Raw genomic sequence first — 19,391 nt, 5'->3', positions numbered from 1 at the left:
ATACTGACCAAAAGGACAAAGACAATGAACAAGCTTATTGCAGCAACCGTACTCATCGCCGCAGCCGGCGCCTCTTCCGCCTTCGCTCTGGAGCCGATCAAGGGCAGCCTCAACTACGGCAGCTCGTCTGAAGTTCGCCTGACCAAGGCCCCGGCCGGCAGCGTCTTCACCCACGAGTTCTACGACGAACAGGGCAACCAGGTGAACGAACTCTACAAGGTTCAGCAGGGCGGCTCCGTCGATCTCGTCAACCGTCAGGTCACCAACGACTAAGTCGGACCTGAAACAGAAAATCCAACCATTCTGACCAAAAGGAATAAAACAATGAAAAAGCTTATTGCAGCAACCGTACTCATCGCCGCAGCCGGCGCATCCTCCGCCTTCGCTCTGGAACCCATCAAGGGCAGCCTGACCTATGGCAACTCGTCTGAAGTACATCTGACGAAGGCTCCGGCCGGAAGCGTCTTCACGCACGACTTCTACGACGACAAGGGCAACCAGGTGGAAGAACTCTACAAGGTTCAGCCGGGCGGCTCCGTCGAACTCGTCAACCGCACGACGCAGAACAACAACTAAGCACTGATCGCTTGGTCGACCTTAAAGCCCCGGGCCTGTGCCCGGGGTTTAATGTGTCCGGCTCCCCTCCTCCTTCAGGCCCTCTTGGGAACCTGTCGAGCCGACCTACTCCGCCTGTTTCATGTCGTCATAATGGGAACGCAGCTGCTTGATGCGGCCGTGGTTGCTCTCCGCCCAGACGACCAGTTGCTTCAGCGGCTTCATGAATGACAGTCCCAGATCCGTCAGCGCGTATTCCACGCTCGGCGGCTGCGTCGGATAGACCGTCCGCGAGATATAGCCGTCCCGCTGCAAGTCCCTCAATGTCTGCGTCAGCATTCGCTGCGAGATATCAGGCACCAGCCGGCGCAGCTGGCCGAAGCGCATCGGACCGTCATCCAGCGCGAGCAGCAAGAGCGAGTTCCACTTCCCGCTGATCTTGTCCATCACGTCGCGTACGGGGCACTGCCCGCCGTCAAATGTCTTGCCGCGCATGAATCCGTCAGCGTCGATCATTGTGCCCGGCTTTGCCGCGAGTGCCGTTTTGTTCATGCCATGGTTCCCTGAATGTAACCTTCTTACTCAAAGATGCCTTCTTTACACCGGATACGGAAGCGATATCTAGAGCTGGTCTACAAATGAGACCATGGCCACATGGAATAACCGCCCCCGCAGCGTCGGGGAGAAGGATGCATATGACTGAGACATTGCTCGTAACAGGCGCCTCCGGCAAACTCGGCAAGGCCGTATTGAACAATCTGCTGGAAGCAGGTCATCCAGCCGGCAAGATCATCGCCACCACGCGCGACATCACAAAGCTCTCGGACTTCGCCGAGAGAGGCGTTGTCGTCCGCGCGGCAACGTTCGACGAGCCGACCTCGCTGCGGGCAGCCTTTGCCGGAGCCGACCGGCTTCTGCTCATCTCCACCGACGAGCTCATCGCGCCGGGCAAGCGTCTTGCCCAGCACAAGAATGCCGTCGAGGCGGCAACCGCAGCAGGCCTGAAGCACATCGTCTACACGTCCATGCCGAAACCGGAACCCGGCAATCCCGTTCTCTTCGCGCCCGACCACTACGGCACGGAACAGGCCATCATCGCCAGCGGCATGGGCTACACCATCCTGCGCAACACCTGGTATCAGGAGAACCTGTTCCTGGTTCTGCCCGACGCATTCAAGTCCGGCACGCTCTACACGTCGGCGGGAGATGGCAGGATTTCCCACATCGCACATGCCGATTGCGCCAAGGCGGCTGCGGCAGCCCTCGCCCCGACAACGAGTGAAAACCGCATCCTGACGTTGACAGGTCCGGAGCTTTTCACGACCGCTGAAATCGCTGCGCTGGCCACCTCGGTCGTCGGCAAGCCGCTCTCCGTCGTCAACCTGACCGACGAGCAGCTGATCGGCGGCATGGTCGCCCATGGCCTGCCCGAGCCGGTGGCCAAAATCTTTGCGTCGTTTGACACCAACACCCGCCAGGGCGGCTTCGACATCCTGACCGATGACTTCGAGATGCTGACCGGTGAGAAGCCGCGTCCGCTCAAGGCATTCTTCGAACAGGTAAAGAGCCAGTTCTGAACGCCTGAAGACCCACACATGAAAACGGCCGCCTTTCATCGGGCGGCCGTTTTCATGTTGAATGGCAAGATGCAGGCGCTTCAGACGGTCTCGCCGCAGGCCCGGCGATAGCGGCGCACCGTTTCCGCCATGCCGTATTCCAGCGCATCCGCCGTCAGCGCATGGCCGATCGAGACTTCGGCAAGGTCCGGAATGTGCTTTATCAGAAGCGGCAGGTTCTCAATGGTCAGGTCGTGTCCGGCATTGACGCCAAGTCCGAATTCGCGGGCGTAACCCGCCGTCCGCCCCAGAGTTTCGGCCCATTGCAGCGCCTTGTCGGGGTTGTCGTAGCAGCCGCCATACGGTCCGGTGTAGAACTCGACACGATCGGCACCGGTCGCCTTTGCGGCCTCCATCTGCTCACGGCTGCTGTCTCCATCCGCAAACAGCGAGACGCGCATCCCGCCCGCCTTCAGCCGCGATACGACGGTTTTCAGAAATGCCATGTTGGCGATCACATCCCAGCCATGGTCGGAGGTCGCCTGCGCCGGATCGTCAGGAACCAGCGTCACCTGCTCCGGCTGGGTTTTCTCGCAGAGCGCCAGGAAGTCCTCGCTCGGATAGCCCTCGATGTTGAACTCGGCGTTCGGAAACTCGTCATCGATCAACGCCCGCAGCACCGGCAGGTCGGAAAAGCGGATATGCCGCTCGTCCGGCCGCGGATGCACCGTCAGTCCGTAGGCCCCCGCGGCAAGCGCGATGCGCCCCAGCTCCCGCACGCTCGGCCATGGCAGGTCGCGGCGATTTCTCAGCATGGCAACGGCATTCACATTGACGGAGAGTTTTGCGGTCATCGGCATCTCACTTGCAGAAATTGAACCAGGGCGATTTCAGGCGGCCGATCAACTTCTAGGACTTCCCGCTACCGCGAACCAACAAAAAACACAGATGCACCTGTGGAAAAGTTTGATCGCTGCCACTCACGGTCCCGGCATGGCACAGTTTGAGCGGCAGTTTCCGATGCCGGCAACGGTTCGTTGACACTGACGCAAGTTGCGGCTCGAAAGGGGGGCCTTGTTCCTATAGCGACAATTCTAACGATCAGAACTGAAACCGGAAAGAATGCCGAACTAAAGGGGTGACAATCCCCCTCTCCCACGCATACACTGCATCCACTCGCCTTACTTCAAGGGTCTGATCGGGAGCGATAGGAATGGAACGCCGGTGATCCGGCATTGATGCGTGCGGAATGGACCAGTTTGGCGGCAAAGATTGTGGGGATCGACATGCCGGATCTGAGCAAACGCTTGCAGAAGAACGGCTCTGCGAAAAGAGCCCGCAAGACGTTTCGGTACATGCCGTCCGTCCCGGTTCCGCCTGAACTCGACCGCGAAACCATCGCAATCGCCGACATGGCCAACGCCTTTGGCGTCACCCATCGCACATTGCATTTCTACGAGGAGAAGGGCCTGCTTGCCTCTGACCGGGCCGGGCTCATGCGCGTCTACCACGCGTCCGACGCCCATCAGATGGCAGTCGTCAACCTCTGCCGCGAAGTCGGCATGCCAGTCGCCGACATTCAGGACCTGCTCGAGCGCATCCGGGAGGCGGAAACCCAGGAAGACGTCGAGCAGATCTTCCAGGAGGCACTGGAGGCCCGCCGGCGCGAACTGACCGCAAACATGTCGGCGCTTCACCGGCAGATGCAGCAGATCACCGATTATCTGGAGGGCGAAACCGGCGCAGGACCCAACAACGACAACCGCACCGAACACGACCTTTCCGACGCCGAACGGGAGTGCCTCGAGCTGATGGCCGAGGGCTACACGCTCACGCGGCTGTCAAGGGCGATGCAGGTCCCGACGGAGAAGGTCCAGGAACTCGAACTGTCGATCATCCGCAAGTTCGATGCCAACAACCGCTTCCAGGCCGTCGCCAAGGCCGTGCTTCTGGGAATCGTCAAGACCTGATCCGCCTGGCGCAGCACGCAACCGCAGCACTTGATAATTGCCATTCATTACAGGGTTTTAACTGGTTCTCCGCCCTATCGCGATCTACATCGGTGTCGTCTGACATGTGATCTTCATCGCCTAAGGAGCACCAAGATGCCCACCCTGTTTCAACGGTACGCGACCCCCTTCACCACCGGCCTCTTCCTCGTCTCGCTGATCTCTGGCATCGCGCTTTTCTTCCACTATGGATCGGCCTATTTTCACGGCATGCACGAGTGGCTCAGCATGGTGCTGATCGCGCCATTCCTCCTGCATATCTGGAAGAACTGGCGTCCCTTCGTGAACTATCTCAAGCGTCCGCCGATGGCGATCGCCTCCGGCCTGTCCCTGGCCGCCGCCATTGCCTTTGCCGTTCCGGCGATGACGGAAACCGCAGGGGCCGGCGGCAATCCGATGGTGGCCATCTCGCAGGCGATCACCGGCGGCACGGTTGCCGACGTCGCCCCCCTCTTCGGCCACACGCCGGAAAGCCTGGCCACGGCGCTTCAGGAAAAGGGCCTCACAGTCACTTCGGCCGACAGCACGATCGCCGATGTCGCAAAGGCTTCAGGCGTCGCGGATCGGGAAATGATGTCCTACCTGGCATCCAGCCGGAAATGACCTCCGGCAAAGCCCAAGTGTGATGTCACTCTGCGGCGATGGACGAGCGGTAAGCGTCGCCGGATGCAGGCCCTTCGCTGCTTTCCACATCCGGACGATCAGCGAAGTTTCGGGCATATTGGCGGGGCGCGCAGCCCATGACCCGCTTGAAGGCGACACCGAAGGCGCTCTCCGACTCATAGCCGAGCCCAAGCGCGATCAAGGCGACGGAAGCACCCGAATGAACCAGCCGGTCGGCCGCCAGGCGCATGCGCCAATGCGCAAGATAGTCCATCGGCGACTTGCCGGCCGCCTGCTTGAACCTCTCCGCAAAAACGGTGCGCGACATTCCCGCCAGAGCCGCAAGCGACTGCAGCGTCCAGCGGCGGGCGGGATCGGCGTGCATGGCGGCAATCGCCGCTCCGAGCCGCTTGTCGGTCAGGGCAAACAGCCAGCCGACACCGTCTTCCGCACCCTTGTTCATGTGCAGGCGGAGGGCTTCGATCAGGATCATGTGGGCGAGATGCTGCGTGACGAGGAAGCCGCCCGGCTGCGCCGCGCGCAATTCCTGCATCATCCGCTCCACCGACCAGCGCAACACGCCACTGTCTTCCTGTCGGCGGATGTGAACGACCGGCGGCAGCATGCTCAGCAATATGTGGGCATGGTCTCCGGCAAGCCCGAAGCGGCTGCTGACGAGCAGAAAGTCGCCACCACCGTTCACCGTGACCACGCCCCCACGGCGCGCCGGCGAGAAGACCTCCATCGCCGGGACCGCCGGAACACTCATGTCGCTTGCCATGAGGAATGGCCGGCCGCCGGCCAGCAGAAATGAATCCCCCTCCTCGAGCAACACCGGTTCCTGGTCTTCGACGGCCAGCCAGCAACGGCCACGGATCACGGAGCCGCATTTGATCGACCTCCGCGGATCGGGAAACTGTATCGCCCAATCCCCCTTCACATCGAAACCGGCCGACATGTGGTTCTTCGGCTTCAACAGGGACAGGACATCAGACAGCGGATCCATCATCATCTCCGGACGATCACAAGAAAAATACGAATTTTAGAACATGGATCGTACCACTGCAATTTTCTATCACCAACCGGAGACATCCGATCCCCCAGGTATCGAAGGAGATTTTCAATGCGGGTCTTTGTTACGGGCGCTTCCGGTTTTGTCGGATCTGCGGTTGTCGGAGAATTGATTGCAGCAGGTCATAAGGTTGCGGGCCTTGCCCGCTCCGAGGAATCCGCCAAGGCCATCTCGGCCATGGGCGCGGAGGTCATCCGTGGCGATCTGACCGATCTCGCCAGCTTGAAGCACGGCGCGCAGAATGCTGACGGCATCATCCACACCGGTTTTGTCCACGACTTCTCCCGGTTCAAGGAGTGCTGCGAAATCGACGTGCGGGCCATCGAGACGATGGGCTCGGTGCTTGCCGGCTCCGAGCGCCTCATGCTGGTGACTTCAGCAACGGGCATCCTGCCGTCAGGAGCGCAGGCGACGGAAAAGACGGTTGCATCTAGCGCAATCCCGCGCATGTCGGAGCAGACGGCCTTCGCCATGCTGGAAGCGGGCGTACGGGCTTCCGCAGTCCGGCTTGCACCATCGGTGCACGGCGTCGGAGATCACGGCTTCGTACCGCTGCTCGTCAATCTGGCCCGTGAAAAAGGCGCAGCCGCCTATATCGATCAGGGCGACAATGTCTGGCCGGGTGTCCATCGTCTGGACGCCGCGCGCCTTTATCGTCTGGCGCTTGAAAAAGGCACGTCCGGTGTCGTCTATCATGCCACAGCCGAACCCGGTGTTCCGTTCCGCAAGATCGCCGAGGTCATCGGCCGCCGGCTCGGCCTGCCGGTCGTCTCGAAATCCGGCCAGGACGCCGTCGATCATTTCGGCTGGTTTGCCCATTTTGCCGAACTCGACAATCCATCCTCGAGCGAATGGACACGCCAAACGCTCGGCTGGCAACCGACCGGACCGGATCTTCTCGCGGACTTGGACCAGCCGGCTTACTTCGAAGGCTAGCGAACGATCGTCAGCGTCTCGGCGGCGCGGGTGACGGCAGTGTAAAGCCAGCGCTCGCGCGTGTCACGGAAGGCAAAGCTCTCGTCGAAGAGCACGACATTGTTCCACTGCGAGCCCTGCGCCTTGTGAACGGTCAGCGCATAGCCGTAGTCAAACTCGTCATAGCGCTTGCGCGTCGACCAGGGGATTTCCGTCTCGACGTCCTCAAAGGCTGCCTTCAGGAGCTTGATCTTCGCCGCGCCGCGATCCATGTCGTCGTCTTCGGGCTTGATCAACAGGTTGATGCCGGGCTTCACCGTTTCGCGCGATGATGTCATCACCTGCCAGAGCGAGCCGTTGAGCAGGCCCTTGACCTGATCGTTGCGAAGGCAGACGAGCTTGTCGCCGGCCTGCGGATAGGATGCGGTAAAGCCTTTGAGCTCGCGCAGGCGCATGTTGTAGCGCCGCCGCGTGCGGTTCGTGCCGACGAGCACCTGGTCTGCCTCCAGCACCAGATCCTGCGTCACCTCGTTCTTGGAGATCACCTGCGCGGTGCCGTAGTCGCCATACATGATCTCCTTGCCTTCGCGCACCTGCATGGCAAGATGGATGATCGGATTGTCGCGCGCCTGCCGGTGGATATCGGTCAGCAGGTAGTCCGGCTCCTGGTTCGTGAAGAAACCGCCGCCCGAGACCGGCGGCAACTGCCCCGGATCGCCGAGCACCAGGATCGGCGTACCGAAGCTCATCAGGTCCTGCCCGAGTTGCTCGTCGACCATCGAGCATTCGTCAATGATGATCAGCGCCGCCTTGGCAAGCGGGCTCTGGCGGTTGATGGAAAACATCGGCGAGACCGAAGTTTTGCCCGTCTCCTCGTCCTCCACCGTCTCCTCGCCGCGCGGGCGGTAGATCAGCGAATGAATGGTCTTGGCGTTCGAAGCCCCGCGCGAGCGCAGGACCTGAGCCGCCTTGCCGGTGAAGGCGGCAAACAGCACGTCGCCATCGACATGTTCGGCGAAATGCCGGGCAAGCGTCGTCTTGCCGGTGCCGGCATAGCCGAACAACCGAAACACCGGCTGCCGGCCTTCCTTCAACCAGCGCGATACGGCCTTCAGCGCCTCATCCTGTTGCGGAGCAAATTGCATGGCGCGACTTGGCAGGATTCGGTGGAACAAAGCAAGTCCGGAAGAGCGACACGCACCCGGTTCTGCACGCTACCTTGAGATGCGACGGAGAATGCGGTCGAACCGAAGGGTCTAAGACGCAGGCGCGTTACGACAGTCCGCCATCCCAGAACGGGATTTTCGTCGAGACAAACGGGCGCCTCAGGAAGTCACGGGCAGCAGCGCCCAATGAGACCACTTGCCTTGCGACTCGCAGCACTTCCCTGAAAGACTTCGTGCCCCACCCCTGGACGGCAGCAAGCCTCTGGCCTGTGAGCATTCTCTCCTGCCGGGAGCGGCGGTCGGTCTGGATATCGCTGCGCCAGAGACCTTCCTTCTCACGGGTTGAGCCGCCCGGAGCGCATAGCCCGGGAACGACCTGCAGCGTGTCCACCTCATGAAAGATCGGGCTCAGCGGATCGAAGAACGTGTGGTCAATCGGTACATTGAAGAGCCGCCTGTCCTGCAGGAAACGCCTGGCGCATTCGGCTGTCATTATATAGCCGCCCAACCCCAGCTGAAGTGTGAAAAAGCGCCGGAGGTCGACCCCGCAGGATAATGTGGTGGAGTGACGGCTAAGGCGAACACGCTCGCATCGGGTCTCAACCCGAACAATGTCGAATGCGGTCGTTGAAGCGTCGACCTCCCTCAGGAAGGCAGGCAGCAGCGGCGACAACCGCATGTCGTCCTCGAGAAAAAGGGCCTGTTTCAAGCCCTGGTCCAGCATGGCCTGCCAGGCCTTCTGATGGCTGAGTATGCAGCCGATTTCGGCCGGGGCGAGAAGGTCGAAGTTGAAGATCGCTCGATGAAACGCATCGTCGGAAGATGTCACCTCGCCCGCAGAGACAGCTTCTATCCGCTCAGCGGTCAAACCGTATTTCGCGAGTTCACCTTCCATGAAGGTCCGCCGGTCAGGGCGACTGTCAAGATTGATGTAAAAAATCTTCATCTGAATACAACCGGCGTCCATACATGAAATTGACGCTGGCGTTACCTAACGTAAACTCAATTTTAGTCATACGCCCATTTTTGACAAATGGACGCGGAGAAGTCACCGGCGCTGCATTTTCCTGTCACTTTGACCGTGAGCAATAAACCAACATCGGAGAGGCACAAAGTCGGCGAAGAGTGCCTCAGAATGGAACGGCCTTTTTTAACCAATTCTCCCTAGTCTTCAATCCTGACGAGTAACTTTCGAGAGCGTAATAATTATTGCATCGGGTGGAGACATGAAGCGACTGAAATTCCGGCGTCCAGGTATACGTGCCACATTGATCGGCACCATTGGCGGTCTGGCGGCCCTGTCGGCCGTCATTTCCTGGGCATCGACCCAGTCCATGGAAACGATCAACACCAACAGCAGCGCGATCACCCAGACCTGGCTGCCGAGCGTCTCGGTTTCCAAGGATCTCGTGATTGCCGCCGGCAAGCTGCGCGAGACCTACGCGGCTCACGTGCTCGCCGCCGACAAGAACGCCAAGGCCGCAGCCGAAAAGAAGGTCGCCGCCGCCAATGCGGAGCTGGACGGGCTTCTCAAGGCCTACGCGACGAGAGCCAATGACGACAAGACCGCCAAGTCGATCGACCAGCTGAAGAGCCAGATCGCCTCCTACAACAAGATGGGCAAGACGGTCCTCTACTATTCCGGCGCCGGCCGTGACAAGGAAGCCAAGATGTATCTTGGCACCATGAGCAATATCGGCAACACGATCGAGAAGATCGTCGGCCAACTGGTCGCCGACAGCGAAAACGGCGCCGCAGCCACCGCGACGAAGAACCAGGAGCTGATGCGCACGGCGACGGAGCTGAATTACATCCTGGCGGCCATCGCGCTTGTCGGCGCGCTTCTGGCCGTCATTTTCGTGGTCAAGAGCATCGCGGCCCCGATCCGCCGCATCACCCGCTCCATGCGTGATCTCGCCAATGGCGACACGGCAAGCGAAATTCCCTTCGCCGGACGCTCGGACGAGATCGGCGCGATGGCCGGCGCCGTCGGCGTCTTCCGCGAGGCGGCGATTGCCAACCGCCGACTGGAACAGGAAGCAGCGGACAGCCGCGCCAAGGCGGAGGCCGAACGCATCGAAGCCGAGCAGCAGGCCGAAGCCGCCGCCGCCGAGCGTCTGAAGATCGCCACGTCCGGCCTTGCCGAGGCGTTGAAACGGCTGGCCGCCGGCGACCTCGCCTTCCAGATCACCGAACCCTTCGCGCCCGAATTCGAGCCGCTGCGCCGTGATTTCAACCAGTCGGTCCAGCAGCTTGGCCGCACGCTCACCGACATCACCCTGTCGATCTCGTCGCTGGAAAACGGCACGCATGAGATCGCCTCGGGCATCGACGACCTGTCGAAGCGCACAGAGCATCAGGCCGCCTCGCTGGAGGAGACCTCCGCCGCGCTCGACGAGATCACCGCAAACGTCAACAATTCCGCCCAGCGGACGGAAGAAGCGCGCGGCATTGCCGCAGAGGCCAACCGGTCGGCGGTCCAGTCGGCGGAAGTCGTCTCCCATGCGGAAGACGCCATGCGCCGTATCGAGGAAGGCTCGCAGCAGATATCCAACATCATCGGCGTCATCGACCAGATCGCCTTCCAGACCAACCTGCTGGCGCTGAATGCCGGTGTTGAAGCCGCGCGCGCCGGCGATGCCGGCAAGGGCTTTGCCGTCGTTGCCCAGGAAGTCCGCGAACTGGCGCAGCGTTCGGCCCAGGCCGCCAAGGAGATCAAGGACCTGATCGGTCGTTCGGCCGGCGACGTCCAGGGCGGGGTCAAGCTCGTCCGCGATGCCGGTCAGGCGCTGACCACGATCGGCGGCTTCATCGTCGAGATCAACAGCCATGTCGAGGCTATCGCCGTATCCGCCAAGGAACAGGCGACCGGCATTGTCGAAGTCAACGCCGCAATCAACGCCATGGACCAGGCGACGCAGCAGAACGCGGCGATGGTCGAACAGTCCAACGCCGCCTCGGCATCACTGGCCGGTGACGCCCAGCGCCTGCGCTCTCTCGTCCAGCAATTCCGGCTGGAGGACGGCGCATCCGCACAGGCCGGCGCACTCCGCCAGACCGCGGCAACCATGGCCACCCGCAGTGCGCCCCCCGCTCCGGCCAGGGCGCCGGCGCCTCGACCCGTCGCTGCCGCCAGAGGCAATGCGGCAGTGGCGACCGACAGCTGGGAAGAGTTCTAGGAGTTCCGCATAATACGGCAGAAAGAGCCAAGAGCCGCGCGGAATGCTGCGCGGCCTTTTCCGTTTTTGGCCCGGTCCTATTCCAGCATCGGCCAGAGGCTGATGACCAGCAGCACCGCCATGGTGATGTTGAACCATTTCAACCGTACCGGATCGGCAAGCCACTCCTTGAGAAGCGTGCCGAAGCCTGCCCAGGTCGAGGCGGTGAAGACGCCGACCGCGATGAAGGCAGCACCGACGATGAAGACGGGAACGATCGCTGACGTCCCGCCTTCGGCGACGGCATAGGTCGACATCGCGCCCACGGCCATGACCCAGGCCTTGGGGTTGACCCACTGAAAGGCGGCAGCCTGCAGGAAGGTCATCGGCGTGCCGGATACCCTGCCCTCGGCAAGCCGCCGCGTCGTCGCGATCTTCCAGGCGATGAATAGCAGGTAGGCAGCCCCGGCCGCCTTGAGGATCCAGTAGAGCACCGGCACGGCTTGCAGCAGGGCGCCGAGGCCGAGACCGACAGCGACCAGAAGGGCGAAGAAGCCTGCCTCGATGCCGACAAGATGCGGCAGAGTTCGGCGGAAGCCGAAATTGAGACCCGAGGCAAACAGCATCATGTTGTTGGGCCCCGGCGTAATGGATGTTGTGAGGGCAAACAGAAACAGGGCAAGCAAAGTGTCGACGGCCATGGACCTTCTCCAGAAACGCCCGGACGAGGTAATGGAAGTGCGACGCACCTTCCATGCAAACCTTGTCACCGCAACAAGTTTACCCAGATTTGGAAAAGACAGCGAAAAGTACCGGACAGCCCTTGTGTCCGAATGAAACAGTCACGATTTCATGGTAAGCTCCTGTTGAAGTTGGCGCCTTTGAACTGTGACGCGTGAAAGAGGTCCAGATGTCTCGCAAGTATCCGTTGGTGACATTCCCGAACGGCAGATCGGTCCCGGCGCTTGGCCAGGGTACATGGCAGATGGCCGAGGGCAAGGCGCCCAAACCCCAGGAGATCGACAGCCTACGGCATGGGCTCGATTGCGGACTGACGCTGATCGACACGGCGGAAATGTACGCCGACGGCGGTTCCGAGCGGCTGGTCGCCGAAGCGATAGCCGGTCGTCGCAGCCATGCCTTCCTGGTGTCCAAGGTGTATCCGTGGAACGCGAGCGCCCACGGCATCCCGGAAGCCTGCGAGCGCAGCCTCAAGCGCCTGCAGGTCGATTTCATCGATCTCTACCTGCTCCACTGGCGCGGCAGCCATCCGCTCGCCGAAACGGTCGAAGCCTTCGAACTGCTGAAGTCACAGGGCAAGATCGGCGCCTGGGGCGTTTCCAACTTCGACGTCTCCGACATGGAGGAACTGCTGTCGGTACCGGCCGGCGATCAGATCGCCGCCAATCAGGTGCTCTACAATCTCAACAATCGCGGCATCGAATACGACCTCCTGCCCTTCTGCCGCGAGCGGTCGATCCCGGTCATGGCCTATTCTCCGCTCGGTCAGGGCGAATTCCTCGAAGATCCCGACCTGATCCACATGGCGAAAGCCTACCAGGCAACGCCGGCGCAAATCGCCCTCGCCTTCGTCCTGCGCCAGGATGGCGTCATCGCCATTCCCAAGACCGGCCATGCGGCCCGCGTCGACGAGAACATAGAGGCCCTGTCGCTGGAATTGACCGACGCCGACCTGAAGAGCCTGGACTCCGCTTTCCCGCCACCGTGGAAAAAGCAGCCGCTGGCGATGATCTGAGAAAGCCAACGCTCCCCGACATTGACACTGTCAATATACGTTTATATCAACATATATGTTCAAGATGACCACGCAGGGAGGAAACTGCCATGACCTATGTCGACGGGTTCGTATTGCCGGTGCCGCGCGCACGCATGGAGGAATATCGAAAGCTGTCGGAAGGCGCTTCCGCACTCTTCAAGGAATTCGGCGCCATTCGCCATGTCGAATGCTGGGAAGAGGATGTTCCGGACGGCAAGGTGACGGACTTCCGCCGATCCGTAGACCTGCAGCCTGACGAAATCCTCGTCTTCAGCTGGATCGAATACCCGTCGAAAGAAATACGCGACTCCGCCAACCAGAAAATCATGAACGACCCGCGCATGTCGGAAATGTTCGACGAGATGCCCTTCGACGGCCGCCGCATGATCTATGGCGGCTTCGTCCCCTTCCTGGATCGCTGACACGCAGAGCGGCCATCGGCCGCTCAATGATATTTCAGACGCTCGCGTCCGAGGATGGCCGGGGCATCCAGCCCCGCGATCCGCTGGCCGAGATCGGTGGAAATGTCGCCCGAAAGCTGCAGGTCGAGGTAGCGCGCGCAGCAGACACGCAGAAACGATGTGAAGTTGCCGAGGTCGTGTCCGGCATCGATCGATTCATGATGCAGCTTGGTGATCAGTTGCACCACGTTCATGCCGTCCCGCCGGCCGATCTCCTCGAGCTTCGACCAGAAGAAATTCTCCAGCCGCACGCTGGTGACCATGCCGTCGATCCTCAGCGACCGCGTGGTGCTTTCCCAGAGAGCCGTATCGGCCTTGATGAAAAGTTCGCACATCTCCTGCCTCCCATGGCCTCCAGCGATTTTAGCACAGACCCGCCTCGCCGTCACAGGCAGAAAGCAGGCGCCGGCTGAGCCCCTCCGCCAAACCGGAGGAGCCCTGTCATGCCTTGCAAAAGTGTCAGGCCGCGTCGGAAAGCGCCCCCGCATCCAGTACGGCCATGAACTGGCGCAGCCATGCCGGATGCGCCGGCCATGCAGGCGCCGTCACCAGCTTGCCGTCGGCCACCGCATCGTCGATGGCAATGTCGGCATAGGTTCCGCCGGCAAGCTCCACCTCGGGTCGGCAGGCCGGATAGGCCGAGCAGGTCCTGCCCTTCAGAACGCCGGCAGCGGCCAGCAACTGTGCGCCATGGCAGATGGCGGCGACCGGCTTGTCCGACTTGAAGAAGTGCTGCACCATCTTGATCACATCGGCATTGAGCCGCAGATATTCCGGCGCGCGGCCGCCCGGTATCACCAGCGCATCGTAGTCCTCGGCGCGGATGCTGGAAAACGTCGCGTTGAGCGTGAAGTTGTGACCGCGCTTTTCCGAATAGGTCTGGTCACCCTCGAAGTCATGGATGGAGGTCGCCACCGTCTGGCCGGCATTCTTGCCGGGGCAGACCGCATGCACCTCGTAGCCGCAGGCCAGCAGTGTTTGGAACGGCACCATGGTCTCGTAGTCTTCGGTGAAATCGCCGGTAATCATCAGAATTTTCGCCTGGGCCATCGTTTTCCTCCCTTGGTCACAACGATGAAGAGAGTGTAGCAAAAAGCCGCCCGGCACGGGTATTACGCGGTTACTACATCGCATAAGGCCGCCCGGTCATGGTCCCGCAAACGACAAAGAGGGCGGCCTCACTGGCAAGGCCGCCCTCCCCGATAGGTCTGAATAGGTGCCGAGGCTCAGAACTCCTGCCAGTCGTCGGTCTTCAGCGCCGTGTTGCCTGCGGTCGCAGCCGGACGCGGGCGGCTGACCGCCGGCCGTGCCGGTGCGCTTGCGGCGGGCGTACGCGGCGCCATAGCCTCGTTGCCGCGGCCGGAGGCGTCCGACAGGCGGAAGCGGTTGATCATCTGGCGCAGCATTTCCGCCTCCTGGGCCAGCGTCGCGCTGGCCGCCGTCGATTCCTCGACCATGGAGGCGTTCTGCTGCGTCATCTGGTCCATCTGGTTGACGGCCGAGTTGACCTCGGACAGGCCGGTCGACTGCTCGCGGGCGGAGCTTGCGATCGCCTGCATATGCTCGTTGATCGCGACGATCCGGTCCTGGATGGTCTTCAGCGCCTCGCCGGTTTCACGCACCAGCTTGACGCCGGTCGTCACCTCGTTCGACGAGTTGCGGATCAGGTCCTTGATCTCCTTGGCCGCCTGCGCGGAGCGCTGCGCCAGTTCGCGGACTTCCTGGGCAACGACGGCAAAGCCCTTGCCGGCCTCGCCTGCACGGGCGGCTTCGACGCCCGCGTTGAGCGCAAGCAGGTTGGTCTGGAAGGCGATGTCGTCGATCACGCCGATGATGTTGGAGATCTGCCCGGACGACTGCTCGATCCGATCCATGGCGCCCACCGCATCGGCGACGATCTTGCCGGAATGCGAGGCGCTCTTGTCAGCCTCCTGCGTTGCCGTCCGCGCATCTTCGGCCCGCTGCGAGGCGCTCTTGACGTTGACGGTGATTTCGTCGAGCGCCGCCGCCGTTTCCTCGAGCGAAGCCGCCTGCTGTTCGGTACGCTTGGAAAGGTCGCTGGCGCTGTGGCTGATCTCGCGCGAACCGCTGTCGATCATTTCCGCAGACCGGGCAACGGAGGACAGCGTGTTGTTGAGCTGGTTGACCGCCTCGTTGAAGTTCTTGCGCAGCGGTTCGAAATCGGCTGCAAACGCCTTGTCGATCGACACAGTCAGGTCACCGCCGGCAACCCGGTTCAGAGCCTCGCCGATGGTGTCGACGGCATAGACGCGCTCGGTCACGTCCATGGCATACTTGACCACCTTCACCACACGGCCCTTTTCATCGAAGATCGGGTTGTAGGAAGCGTTGATGACGGCGCGCTTGCCGTTCTTGCCGTAACGAACGAATTCCGCAGCCTGGAACTTGCCGGCCCGTAGATTTTCCCAGAAGTGCTTGTAGTCTTCCGAAGCGACATAGGCCTTGTCGACGAACATGCTGTGATGGCGGCCCTTGATCTCGTCGAGCCGGTAGCCGAGCACGTCACAGAAATTCTGGTTGGCGGTGATCACCTCGCCTTCCGGCGTGAAGGCGATGATCGCCTGGACACGGCTGATCGCCTCCATCTGGTTCTGGTAGTCGAGATTGAGCAGGCGCTCCTTGGCGTTTGCCCATTCGACCACGAAACCCTTGACCGTTTCGCCGTCCTTGATCGGTGTCACCAGCAGATCGAAGGCGCGGTTCCCCACATAGATCGTCGCCCTGTGCTGGGACCGGAGCGCAGCCAGCATGCCGCGCTGATGGGCCGGGTTCTTGTGAAAGATGTCGATGTTGGCGCCGATCAGCGTCGCCATGTCGAAACGCGGCAGCTCCTTCTTGAGATCGCTTTCGGCCTCTTGCAGCAGGCTACGCACGGCATCATTCATATAGGTAATGTTGAGCTTGGCGTCGGCGATCATCACATTCGCGCTGATCGTGTTGAGCGCGGTCAACTTAGCCTTGTCGGCACTGGCCATTCCAAACATGCGTATCGTCTCCTTGTCTGTGACAATTCCTATGCCGCTGCTCGACACAGATGGGGACAGGCGCTCCGGCCCGAATTGATCGGGACACTTGCGCCTTTCTGAGAAAGACAGCTTGAGTGCAAGAAATATAGGGAAAGCATTTAAGAAAAATTAATTATAAGCGACGCCGAGCAAAACATAATCAAGACCCAAGAAAGAAAGCTCTGTGCGTCAAATATATACTTCAGATTTACAGGACATGGATAGAATTGACAGATGTTAAGTTGCGCAGATGGCACCATGAAGCGATCACGACGACCCGGGCAAGCCCGCATCCTGCCATGATCAGAGACAAGAAGGCCGGCGGCAATCGCTTGCCGCCGGCCTTCACATCACTGTCCGTGATCCGGGCGGTGCCCGATATCACATGCCCTTCGGACCACGGTTCATGGCGGCAACGCCGGTGCGGCAGATCTCGATCAGGCCGAGCGGCTTCATGATCGCGATGAACTGGTCAATCTTGGAGACCTTGCCGGTCAGCTCGAAGATGAAGTGTTCGGTCGTGGCGTCGATCACCTTGGCGTGGAAGGCGTCGGCAAGGCGCAAGGCCTCCAGGCGATCCTCACCCTGCCCCGACACCTTGATCAGCGCCAGTTCACGCTCGATCGGCCGGTCATGGCCAAGTTCACGGGCGCGGACGGAGAGGTCGACGACGCGGTGCACCGGCACGATGCGCTCCAGCTGCGCCTTGATCTGTTCCAGGACATGCGGGGTACCGCGCGTGACGATGGTGATGCGCGACAGATGGGCTTCGTGCTCGGTCTCCGACACGGTGAGGCTCTCGATGTTGTAGCCCCGGCCGGAGAAAAGGCCGATGACGCGAGCGAGAACACCCGGTTCGTTGGCGACGAGAACGGAGAGCGTATGGCTCTCGGCGACCTCGGTTTCCTTGGCGATGAAATAGGCCGAACCCGTCGGTTGAAGATGTGCGTTCATGTCTCTTGTTCCTTCCTCAGACGAGCTGACGGCCCTTGGCGTCGATTGCATTGGCGACAGCCTCGTCGGTGGCTTCGTCCGGCAGCAGCATTTCGTTGTGCGCCTTGCCCGAAGGGATCATCGGGAAGCAATTGGCGAGATTGGCGACGCGGCAGTCGAAGATCACCGGCTTGTCGCAGTCGATCATCTTCTGGATGGCCGCATCGAGCTCCTTCGGATCGTCGCAGGCAATGCCGACGCCGCCGTAGGCTTCGGCGAGCTTGACGAAGTCGGGCATCGCTTCCGTGTAGGAGTTCGACAGCCGATTGCCGTGCAGGAGCTGCTGCCACTGGCGCACCATGCCCATGTACTGGTTGTTGAGGATGAAGATCTTGATCGGCGCGTTGTGCTGGATCGCCGCCGACATTTCCTGGATGCACATCTGAACCGATGCGTCGCCGGCAATGTCGATAACGAGCGCTTCCGGATGGGCGATCTGCACACCAAGCGCCGCCGGCAGGCCGTAACCCATGGTGCCGAGGCCGCCGGACGTCATCCAGCGGTTCGGCTGCTCGAAGCCGAAGAACTGCGCCGCCCACATCTGGTGCTGGCCGACTTCGGTCGTGATGTAGACATCGCGATCCTTGGTCATCTCGTAAAGCCGCTCGATGGCATATTGCGGCATGATGACGTCGTTGCTCGGCGCATAGGCAAACGAGTTGCGGGCCCGCCAGCGCTGGATCGACATCCACCAGTCTTCCGTCTGGGCCTTCTCCGGCTTCTTGTCCAACGCCCGCCACAGACGGACCATGTCTTCCAGAACGGTGCCGACATCGCCGAGGATCGGAATGTCGACGCGGACGTTCTTGTTGATCGAGGACGGATCGATATCGATGTGGATCTTCTTCGAGTTCGGCGAGAAGGCATCCAGGCGGCCGGTGATGCGGTCGTCGAAGCGGGCGCCGATGCAGACCATGACGTCGCAATCATGCATCGCCATGTTGGCCTCGTAGGAGCCGTGCATGCCCAGCATGCCGAGCCAGTTGTCGCCCGATGCCGGATAGCAGCCGAGGCCCATCAGGGTCGAGGTGATCGGGAAATTGGTGAGCGATACCAGCTCGCGCAGCAGCGTCGAGGCTTCCGGCCCGGAATTGACGACACCGCCGCCGGAATAGATGACCGGACGACGGGCCTTCGCCATCAGCTCGATCGCCGCCTCGATCGCCTTGATGTCGCCCTGCTTCTTCGGCTTGTAGCTCGGCTCGGCGACATGCGCCGACGGGGCGACATAGGTGCCGGTCGCGAACTGGACGTCCTTCGGAATGTCGACAACGACCGGACCCGGGCGGCCCGTCTGGGCGATCCGGAAGGCTTCGTGGATCGTCTCGGCGAGCTTGTTGACGTCCTTGACCAGCCAGTTGTGCTTGGTGCAGGGCCGCGTGATGCCGACCGTGTCGCATTCCTGGAAGGCGTCCGAACCGATCAGCGTCGTCGGCACCTGACCCGTCAGACAGACAAGCGGGATGGAATCCATCAGCGCATCCTGCAGCGGCGTGACCGCATTGGTAGCACCCGGCCCGGAGGTGACCAGCATGACGCCGACCTTGCCGGTCGAGCGGGCATAGCCTTCCGCCGCATGGCCGGCACCCTGCTCGTGGCGCACGAGAATGTGCTGAATGTCGTCCTGCTGGAAAATCTCGTCATAGATCGGCAGCACCGCACCGCCGGGATAACCGAAGATGTGCTCGACGCCGTTATCCTTCAAAGCCTGCAGAACGATTTCCGCTCCCGTCATCCTGTTCTCTGTACCCGTCATCAGTTCCGTTCCGTTCGTCTTCTTGCTCGCCGGTAATTCCCGGCCCTGTTAGCCTGTTTGCGGACATAAAAAAAGGCTCCTCTGGGAGCCTGGTTTACCGCGCATGGGTGGCTATCGCCGGATGGTTACACCATCCTGCCCATGCGCCGTCCCACCACGAGAATAACTGCCGAATTTTTCATGGGACGGATTGATAGACACAAACCGCATGGCCGTCAACGCGCCCTGACCAAAAAAACGGCGATGCGCCTGAAAACGGTGCATCCGCCCATCTGCGCCGTAAGTCCCGTCATGTTTCGGCACACTCGTCCGCCACCCATGTGCCGGTAATTTACACCCCATGT

The 19,391-nt window shown here is 61.2% G+C and carries 21 protein-coding genes; 10 read left to right on the top strand and 11 right to left on the bottom strand.

Annotated features, from left to right (window positions below):
* The first annotated feature begins 24 nt into the window (after positions 1-24).
* Both ACU5AY_RS05805 and ACU5AY_RS05800 read left to right on the top strand, forming a co-directional pair.
* Positions 25-273: a hypothetical protein gene (locus ACU5AY_RS05805; RefSeq protein WP_446828353.1), complete on the top strand. Its 249-nt coding sequence runs from the start codon at positions 25-27 to the stop codon at positions 271-273.
* A gap of 51 nt (positions 274-324) precedes the next feature.
* Positions 325-576 carry a hypothetical protein gene (locus ACU5AY_RS05800; protein WP_446823801.1) on the top strand — a complete coding sequence of 84 codons (252 nt, stop codon included), beginning with the start codon at positions 325-327 and terminating at the stop codon, positions 574-576.
* A gap of 105 nt (positions 577-681) precedes the next feature.
* Here ACU5AY_RS05800 and ACU5AY_RS05795 read toward each other — a convergent pair whose 3' ends face one another.
* On the bottom strand, positions 682-1,071 hold the full coding sequence (locus ACU5AY_RS05795) for a winged helix-turn-helix transcriptional regulator (protein WP_446828954.1): 390 nt from the start codon (positions 1,069-1,071) through the stop codon (positions 682-684).
* Between the two features lie 179 nt (positions 1,072-1,250).
* Here ACU5AY_RS05795 and ACU5AY_RS05790 point away from each other — a divergent pair, with 179 nt between their 5' ends.
* On the top strand, positions 1,251-2,132 hold the full coding sequence (locus tag ACU5AY_RS05790; protein ID WP_446828352.1) for an SDR family oxidoreductase: 882 nt from the start codon (positions 1,251-1,253) through the stop codon (positions 2,130-2,132).
* Positions 2,133-2,212: 80 nt separating this feature from the next.
* Here ACU5AY_RS05790 and ACU5AY_RS05785 read toward each other — a convergent pair whose 3' ends face one another.
* A complete protein-coding gene (locus ACU5AY_RS05785) occupies positions 2,213-2,965 on the bottom strand; it encodes a pyridoxine 5'-phosphate synthase (protein WP_446828351.1) in 753 nt (250 codons plus the stop codon).
* Between ACU5AY_RS05785 and ACU5AY_RS05780 the strand changes: the two genes are divergently transcribed.
* From ACU5AY_RS05780 to ACU5AY_RS05770, 3 genes are all read left to right on the top strand, one after another.
* Positions 2,925-3,152, top strand: coding sequence for a hypothetical protein (locus tag ACU5AY_RS05780; RefSeq protein WP_446829071.1), 228 nt, complete (start codon positions 2,925-2,927; stop codon positions 3,150-3,152). The genes ACU5AY_RS05785 and ACU5AY_RS05780 overlap by 41 nt on opposite strands.
* A 245-nt stretch (positions 3,153-3,397) precedes the next feature.
* On the top strand, positions 3,398-4,081 hold the full coding sequence (locus ACU5AY_RS05775; protein ID WP_446823798.1) for a MerR family transcriptional regulator: 684 nt from the start codon (positions 3,398-3,400) through the stop codon (positions 4,079-4,081).
* A gap of 135 nt (positions 4,082-4,216) precedes the next feature.
* On the top strand, positions 4,217-4,723 hold the full coding sequence (locus ACU5AY_RS05770) for a DUF4405 domain-containing protein (RefSeq protein WP_446828350.1): 507 nt from the start codon (positions 4,217-4,219) through the stop codon (positions 4,721-4,723).
* Positions 4,724-4,748: 25 nt separating this feature from the next.
* Here ACU5AY_RS05770 and ACU5AY_RS05765 read toward each other — a convergent pair whose 3' ends face one another.
* Positions 4,749-5,729, bottom strand: coding sequence for an AraC family transcriptional regulator (locus tag ACU5AY_RS05765; RefSeq protein WP_446828349.1), 981 nt, complete (start codon positions 5,727-5,729; stop codon positions 4,749-4,751).
* Between the two features lie 117 nt (positions 5,730-5,846).
* On the opposite strand from ACU5AY_RS05765, the gene ACU5AY_RS05760 reads away from it, so the two are divergent.
* Positions 5,847-6,731: an SDR family oxidoreductase gene (locus ACU5AY_RS05760; RefSeq protein ID WP_446828348.1), complete on the top strand. Its 885-nt coding sequence runs from the start codon at positions 5,847-5,849 to the stop codon at positions 6,729-6,731.
* Here the strand turns inward: ACU5AY_RS05760 and ACU5AY_RS05755 are convergent.
* Complete coding sequence (locus tag ACU5AY_RS05755; protein ID WP_446823794.1) at positions 6,728-7,855, bottom strand: ATP-dependent DNA helicase; 1,128 nt, start codon at positions 7,853-7,855, stop codon at positions 6,728-6,730. The genes ACU5AY_RS05760 and ACU5AY_RS05755 overlap by 4 nt on opposite strands.
* A gap of 127 nt (positions 7,856-7,982) precedes the next feature.
* The gene (locus ACU5AY_RS05750; RefSeq protein ID WP_446828347.1) at positions 7,983-8,822 is read right to left on the bottom strand and encodes a glycosyltransferase family 25 protein; all 840 of its coding nucleotides are present in this window, start codon (positions 8,820-8,822) and stop codon (positions 7,983-7,985) included.
* Positions 8,823-9,102: 280 nt separating this feature from the next.
* Between ACU5AY_RS05750 and ACU5AY_RS05745 the strand changes: the two genes are divergently transcribed.
* A complete protein-coding gene (locus ACU5AY_RS05745; RefSeq protein WP_446828346.1) occupies positions 9,103-11,055 on the top strand; it encodes a methyl-accepting chemotaxis protein in 1,953 nt (650 codons plus the stop codon).
* A gap of 77 nt (positions 11,056-11,132) precedes the next feature.
* Here ACU5AY_RS05745 and ACU5AY_RS05740 read toward each other — a convergent pair whose 3' ends face one another.
* Positions 11,133-11,735 (bottom strand): LysE family translocator, encoded by a 603-nt coding sequence (locus tag ACU5AY_RS05740; RefSeq protein ID WP_446828345.1) that lies wholly within the window; start codon positions 11,733-11,735, stop codon positions 11,133-11,135.
* A gap of 209 nt (positions 11,736-11,944) precedes the next feature.
* Here ACU5AY_RS05740 and ACU5AY_RS05735 point away from each other — a divergent pair, with 209 nt between their 5' ends.
* Both ACU5AY_RS05735 and ACU5AY_RS05730 read left to right on the top strand, forming a co-directional pair.
* The gene (locus ACU5AY_RS05735) at positions 11,945-12,790 is read left to right on the top strand and encodes an aldo/keto reductase (protein WP_446823789.1); all 846 of its coding nucleotides are present in this window, start codon (positions 11,945-11,947) and stop codon (positions 12,788-12,790) included.
* An 89-nt stretch (positions 12,791-12,879) separates the two neighbouring features.
* Positions 12,880-13,233 carry a DUF1428 domain-containing protein gene (locus ACU5AY_RS05730; RefSeq protein WP_446828344.1) on the top strand — a complete coding sequence of 118 codons (354 nt, stop codon included), beginning with the start codon at positions 12,880-12,882 and terminating at the stop codon, positions 13,231-13,233.
* Between the two features lie 23 nt (positions 13,234-13,256).
* On the opposite strand, the gene ACU5AY_RS05725 is transcribed toward ACU5AY_RS05730, so the two are convergent.
* The 5 genes from ACU5AY_RS05725 to ACU5AY_RS05705 all read right to left on the bottom strand — a co-directional run bounded on the left by ACU5AY_RS05725 (position 13,257) and on the right by ACU5AY_RS05705 (position 19,026).
* The gene (locus ACU5AY_RS05725; RefSeq protein ID WP_446828343.1) at positions 13,257-13,607 is read right to left on the bottom strand and encodes a ribbon-helix-helix domain-containing protein; all 351 of its coding nucleotides are present in this window, start codon (positions 13,605-13,607) and stop codon (positions 13,257-13,259) included.
* A 124-nt stretch (positions 13,608-13,731) separates the two neighbouring features.
* Entirely contained in the window at positions 13,732-14,322 is a 591-nt protein-coding gene (locus tag ACU5AY_RS05720) for a DJ-1/PfpI family protein (RefSeq protein WP_446828342.1), read from the bottom strand.
* A gap of 176 nt (positions 14,323-14,498) precedes the next feature.
* Positions 14,499-16,277: a methyl-accepting chemotaxis protein gene (locus ACU5AY_RS05715; RefSeq protein ID WP_446823786.1), complete on the bottom strand. Its 1,779-nt coding sequence runs from the start codon at positions 16,275-16,277 to the stop codon at positions 14,499-14,501.
* Positions 16,278-16,679: 402 nt separating this feature from the next.
* Complete coding sequence (gene ilvN / locus ACU5AY_RS05710; protein ID WP_446823785.1) at positions 16,680-17,252, bottom strand: acetolactate synthase small subunit; 573 nt, start codon at positions 17,250-17,252, stop codon at positions 16,680-16,682.
* 16 nt (positions 17,253-17,268) lie between these two features.
* Entirely contained in the window at positions 17,269-19,026 is a 1,758-nt protein-coding gene (locus ACU5AY_RS05705) for an acetolactate synthase 3 large subunit (protein WP_446828953.1), read from the bottom strand.
* Positions 19,027-19,391 lie beyond the last annotated feature (365 nt).

It is taken from the genome of Rhizobium sp. PAMB 3174, assembly GCF_052908375.1.
This window is presented reverse-complemented; position numbering and strand designations above follow the sequence as displayed.

Excerpts from the sequence above, each read along its gene's own strand:
- ACU5AY_RS05805 (WP_446828353.1), top strand. The coding sequence starts at position 25 with ATGAACAAGCTTATTGCAGCAACCGTACTCATCGCCGCAGCCGGCGCC.
- ACU5AY_RS05800 (WP_446823801.1), top strand. The coding sequence starts at position 325 with ATGAAAAAGCTTATTGCAGCAACCGTACTCATCGCCGCAGCCGGCGCA.
- ACU5AY_RS05795 (WP_446828954.1), bottom strand. The coding sequence starts at position 1,071 with ATGATCGACGCTGACGGATTCATGCGCGGCAAGACATTTGACGGCGGG.
- ACU5AY_RS05790 (WP_446828352.1), top strand. The coding sequence starts at position 1,251 with ATGACTGAGACATTGCTCGTAACAGGCGCCTCCGGCAAACTCGGCAAG.
- ACU5AY_RS05780 (WP_446829071.1), top strand. The coding sequence starts at position 2,925 with ATGGCAACGGCATTCACATTGACGGAGAGTTTTGCGGTCATCGGCATC.
- ACU5AY_RS05785 (WP_446828351.1), bottom strand. The coding sequence starts at position 2,965 with ATGACCGCAAAACTCTCCGTCAATGTGAATGCCGTTGCCATGCTGAGA.
- ACU5AY_RS05775 (WP_446823798.1), top strand. The coding sequence starts at position 3,398 with ATGCCGGATCTGAGCAAACGCTTGCAGAAGAACGGCTCTGCGAAAAGA.
- ACU5AY_RS05770 (WP_446828350.1), top strand. The coding sequence starts at position 4,217 with ATGCCCACCCTGTTTCAACGGTACGCGACCCCCTTCACCACCGGCCTC.
- ACU5AY_RS05765 (WP_446828349.1), bottom strand. The coding sequence starts at position 5,729 with ATGGATCCGCTGTCTGATGTCCTGTCCCTGTTGAAGCCGAAGAACCAC.
- ACU5AY_RS05760 (WP_446828348.1), top strand. The coding sequence starts at position 5,847 with ATGCGGGTCTTTGTTACGGGCGCTTCCGGTTTTGTCGGATCTGCGGTT.
- ACU5AY_RS05755 (WP_446823794.1), bottom strand. The coding sequence starts at position 7,855 with ATGCAATTTGCTCCGCAACAGGATGAGGCGCTGAAGGCCGTATCGCGC.
- ACU5AY_RS05750 (WP_446828347.1), bottom strand. The coding sequence starts at position 8,822 with ATGAAGATTTTTTACATCAATCTTGACAGTCGCCCTGACCGGCGGACC.
- ACU5AY_RS05745 (WP_446828346.1), top strand. The coding sequence starts at position 9,103 with ATGAAGCGACTGAAATTCCGGCGTCCAGGTATACGTGCCACATTGATC.
- ACU5AY_RS05740 (WP_446828345.1), bottom strand. The coding sequence starts at position 11,735 with ATGGCCGTCGACACTTTGCTTGCCCTGTTTCTGTTTGCCCTCACAACA.
- ACU5AY_RS05735 (WP_446823789.1), top strand. The coding sequence starts at position 11,945 with ATGTCTCGCAAGTATCCGTTGGTGACATTCCCGAACGGCAGATCGGTC.
- ACU5AY_RS05730 (WP_446828344.1), top strand. The coding sequence starts at position 12,880 with ATGACCTATGTCGACGGGTTCGTATTGCCGGTGCCGCGCGCACGCATG.
- ACU5AY_RS05725 (WP_446828343.1), bottom strand. The coding sequence starts at position 13,607 with ATGTGCGAACTTTTCATCAAGGCCGATACGGCTCTCTGGGAAAGCACC.
- ACU5AY_RS05720 (WP_446828342.1), bottom strand. The coding sequence starts at position 14,322 with ATGGCCCAGGCGAAAATTCTGATGATTACCGGCGATTTCACCGAAGAC.
- ACU5AY_RS05715 (WP_446823786.1), bottom strand. The coding sequence starts at position 16,277 with ATGTTTGGAATGGCCAGTGCCGACAAGGCTAAGTTGACCGCGCTCAAC.
- ilvN (WP_446823785.1), bottom strand. The coding sequence starts at position 17,252 with ATGAACGCACATCTTCAACCGACGGGTTCGGCCTATTTCATCGCCAAG.
- ACU5AY_RS05705 (WP_446828953.1), bottom strand. The coding sequence starts at position 19,026 with ATGACGGGAGCGGAAATCGTTCTGCAGGCTTTGAAGGATAACGGCGTC.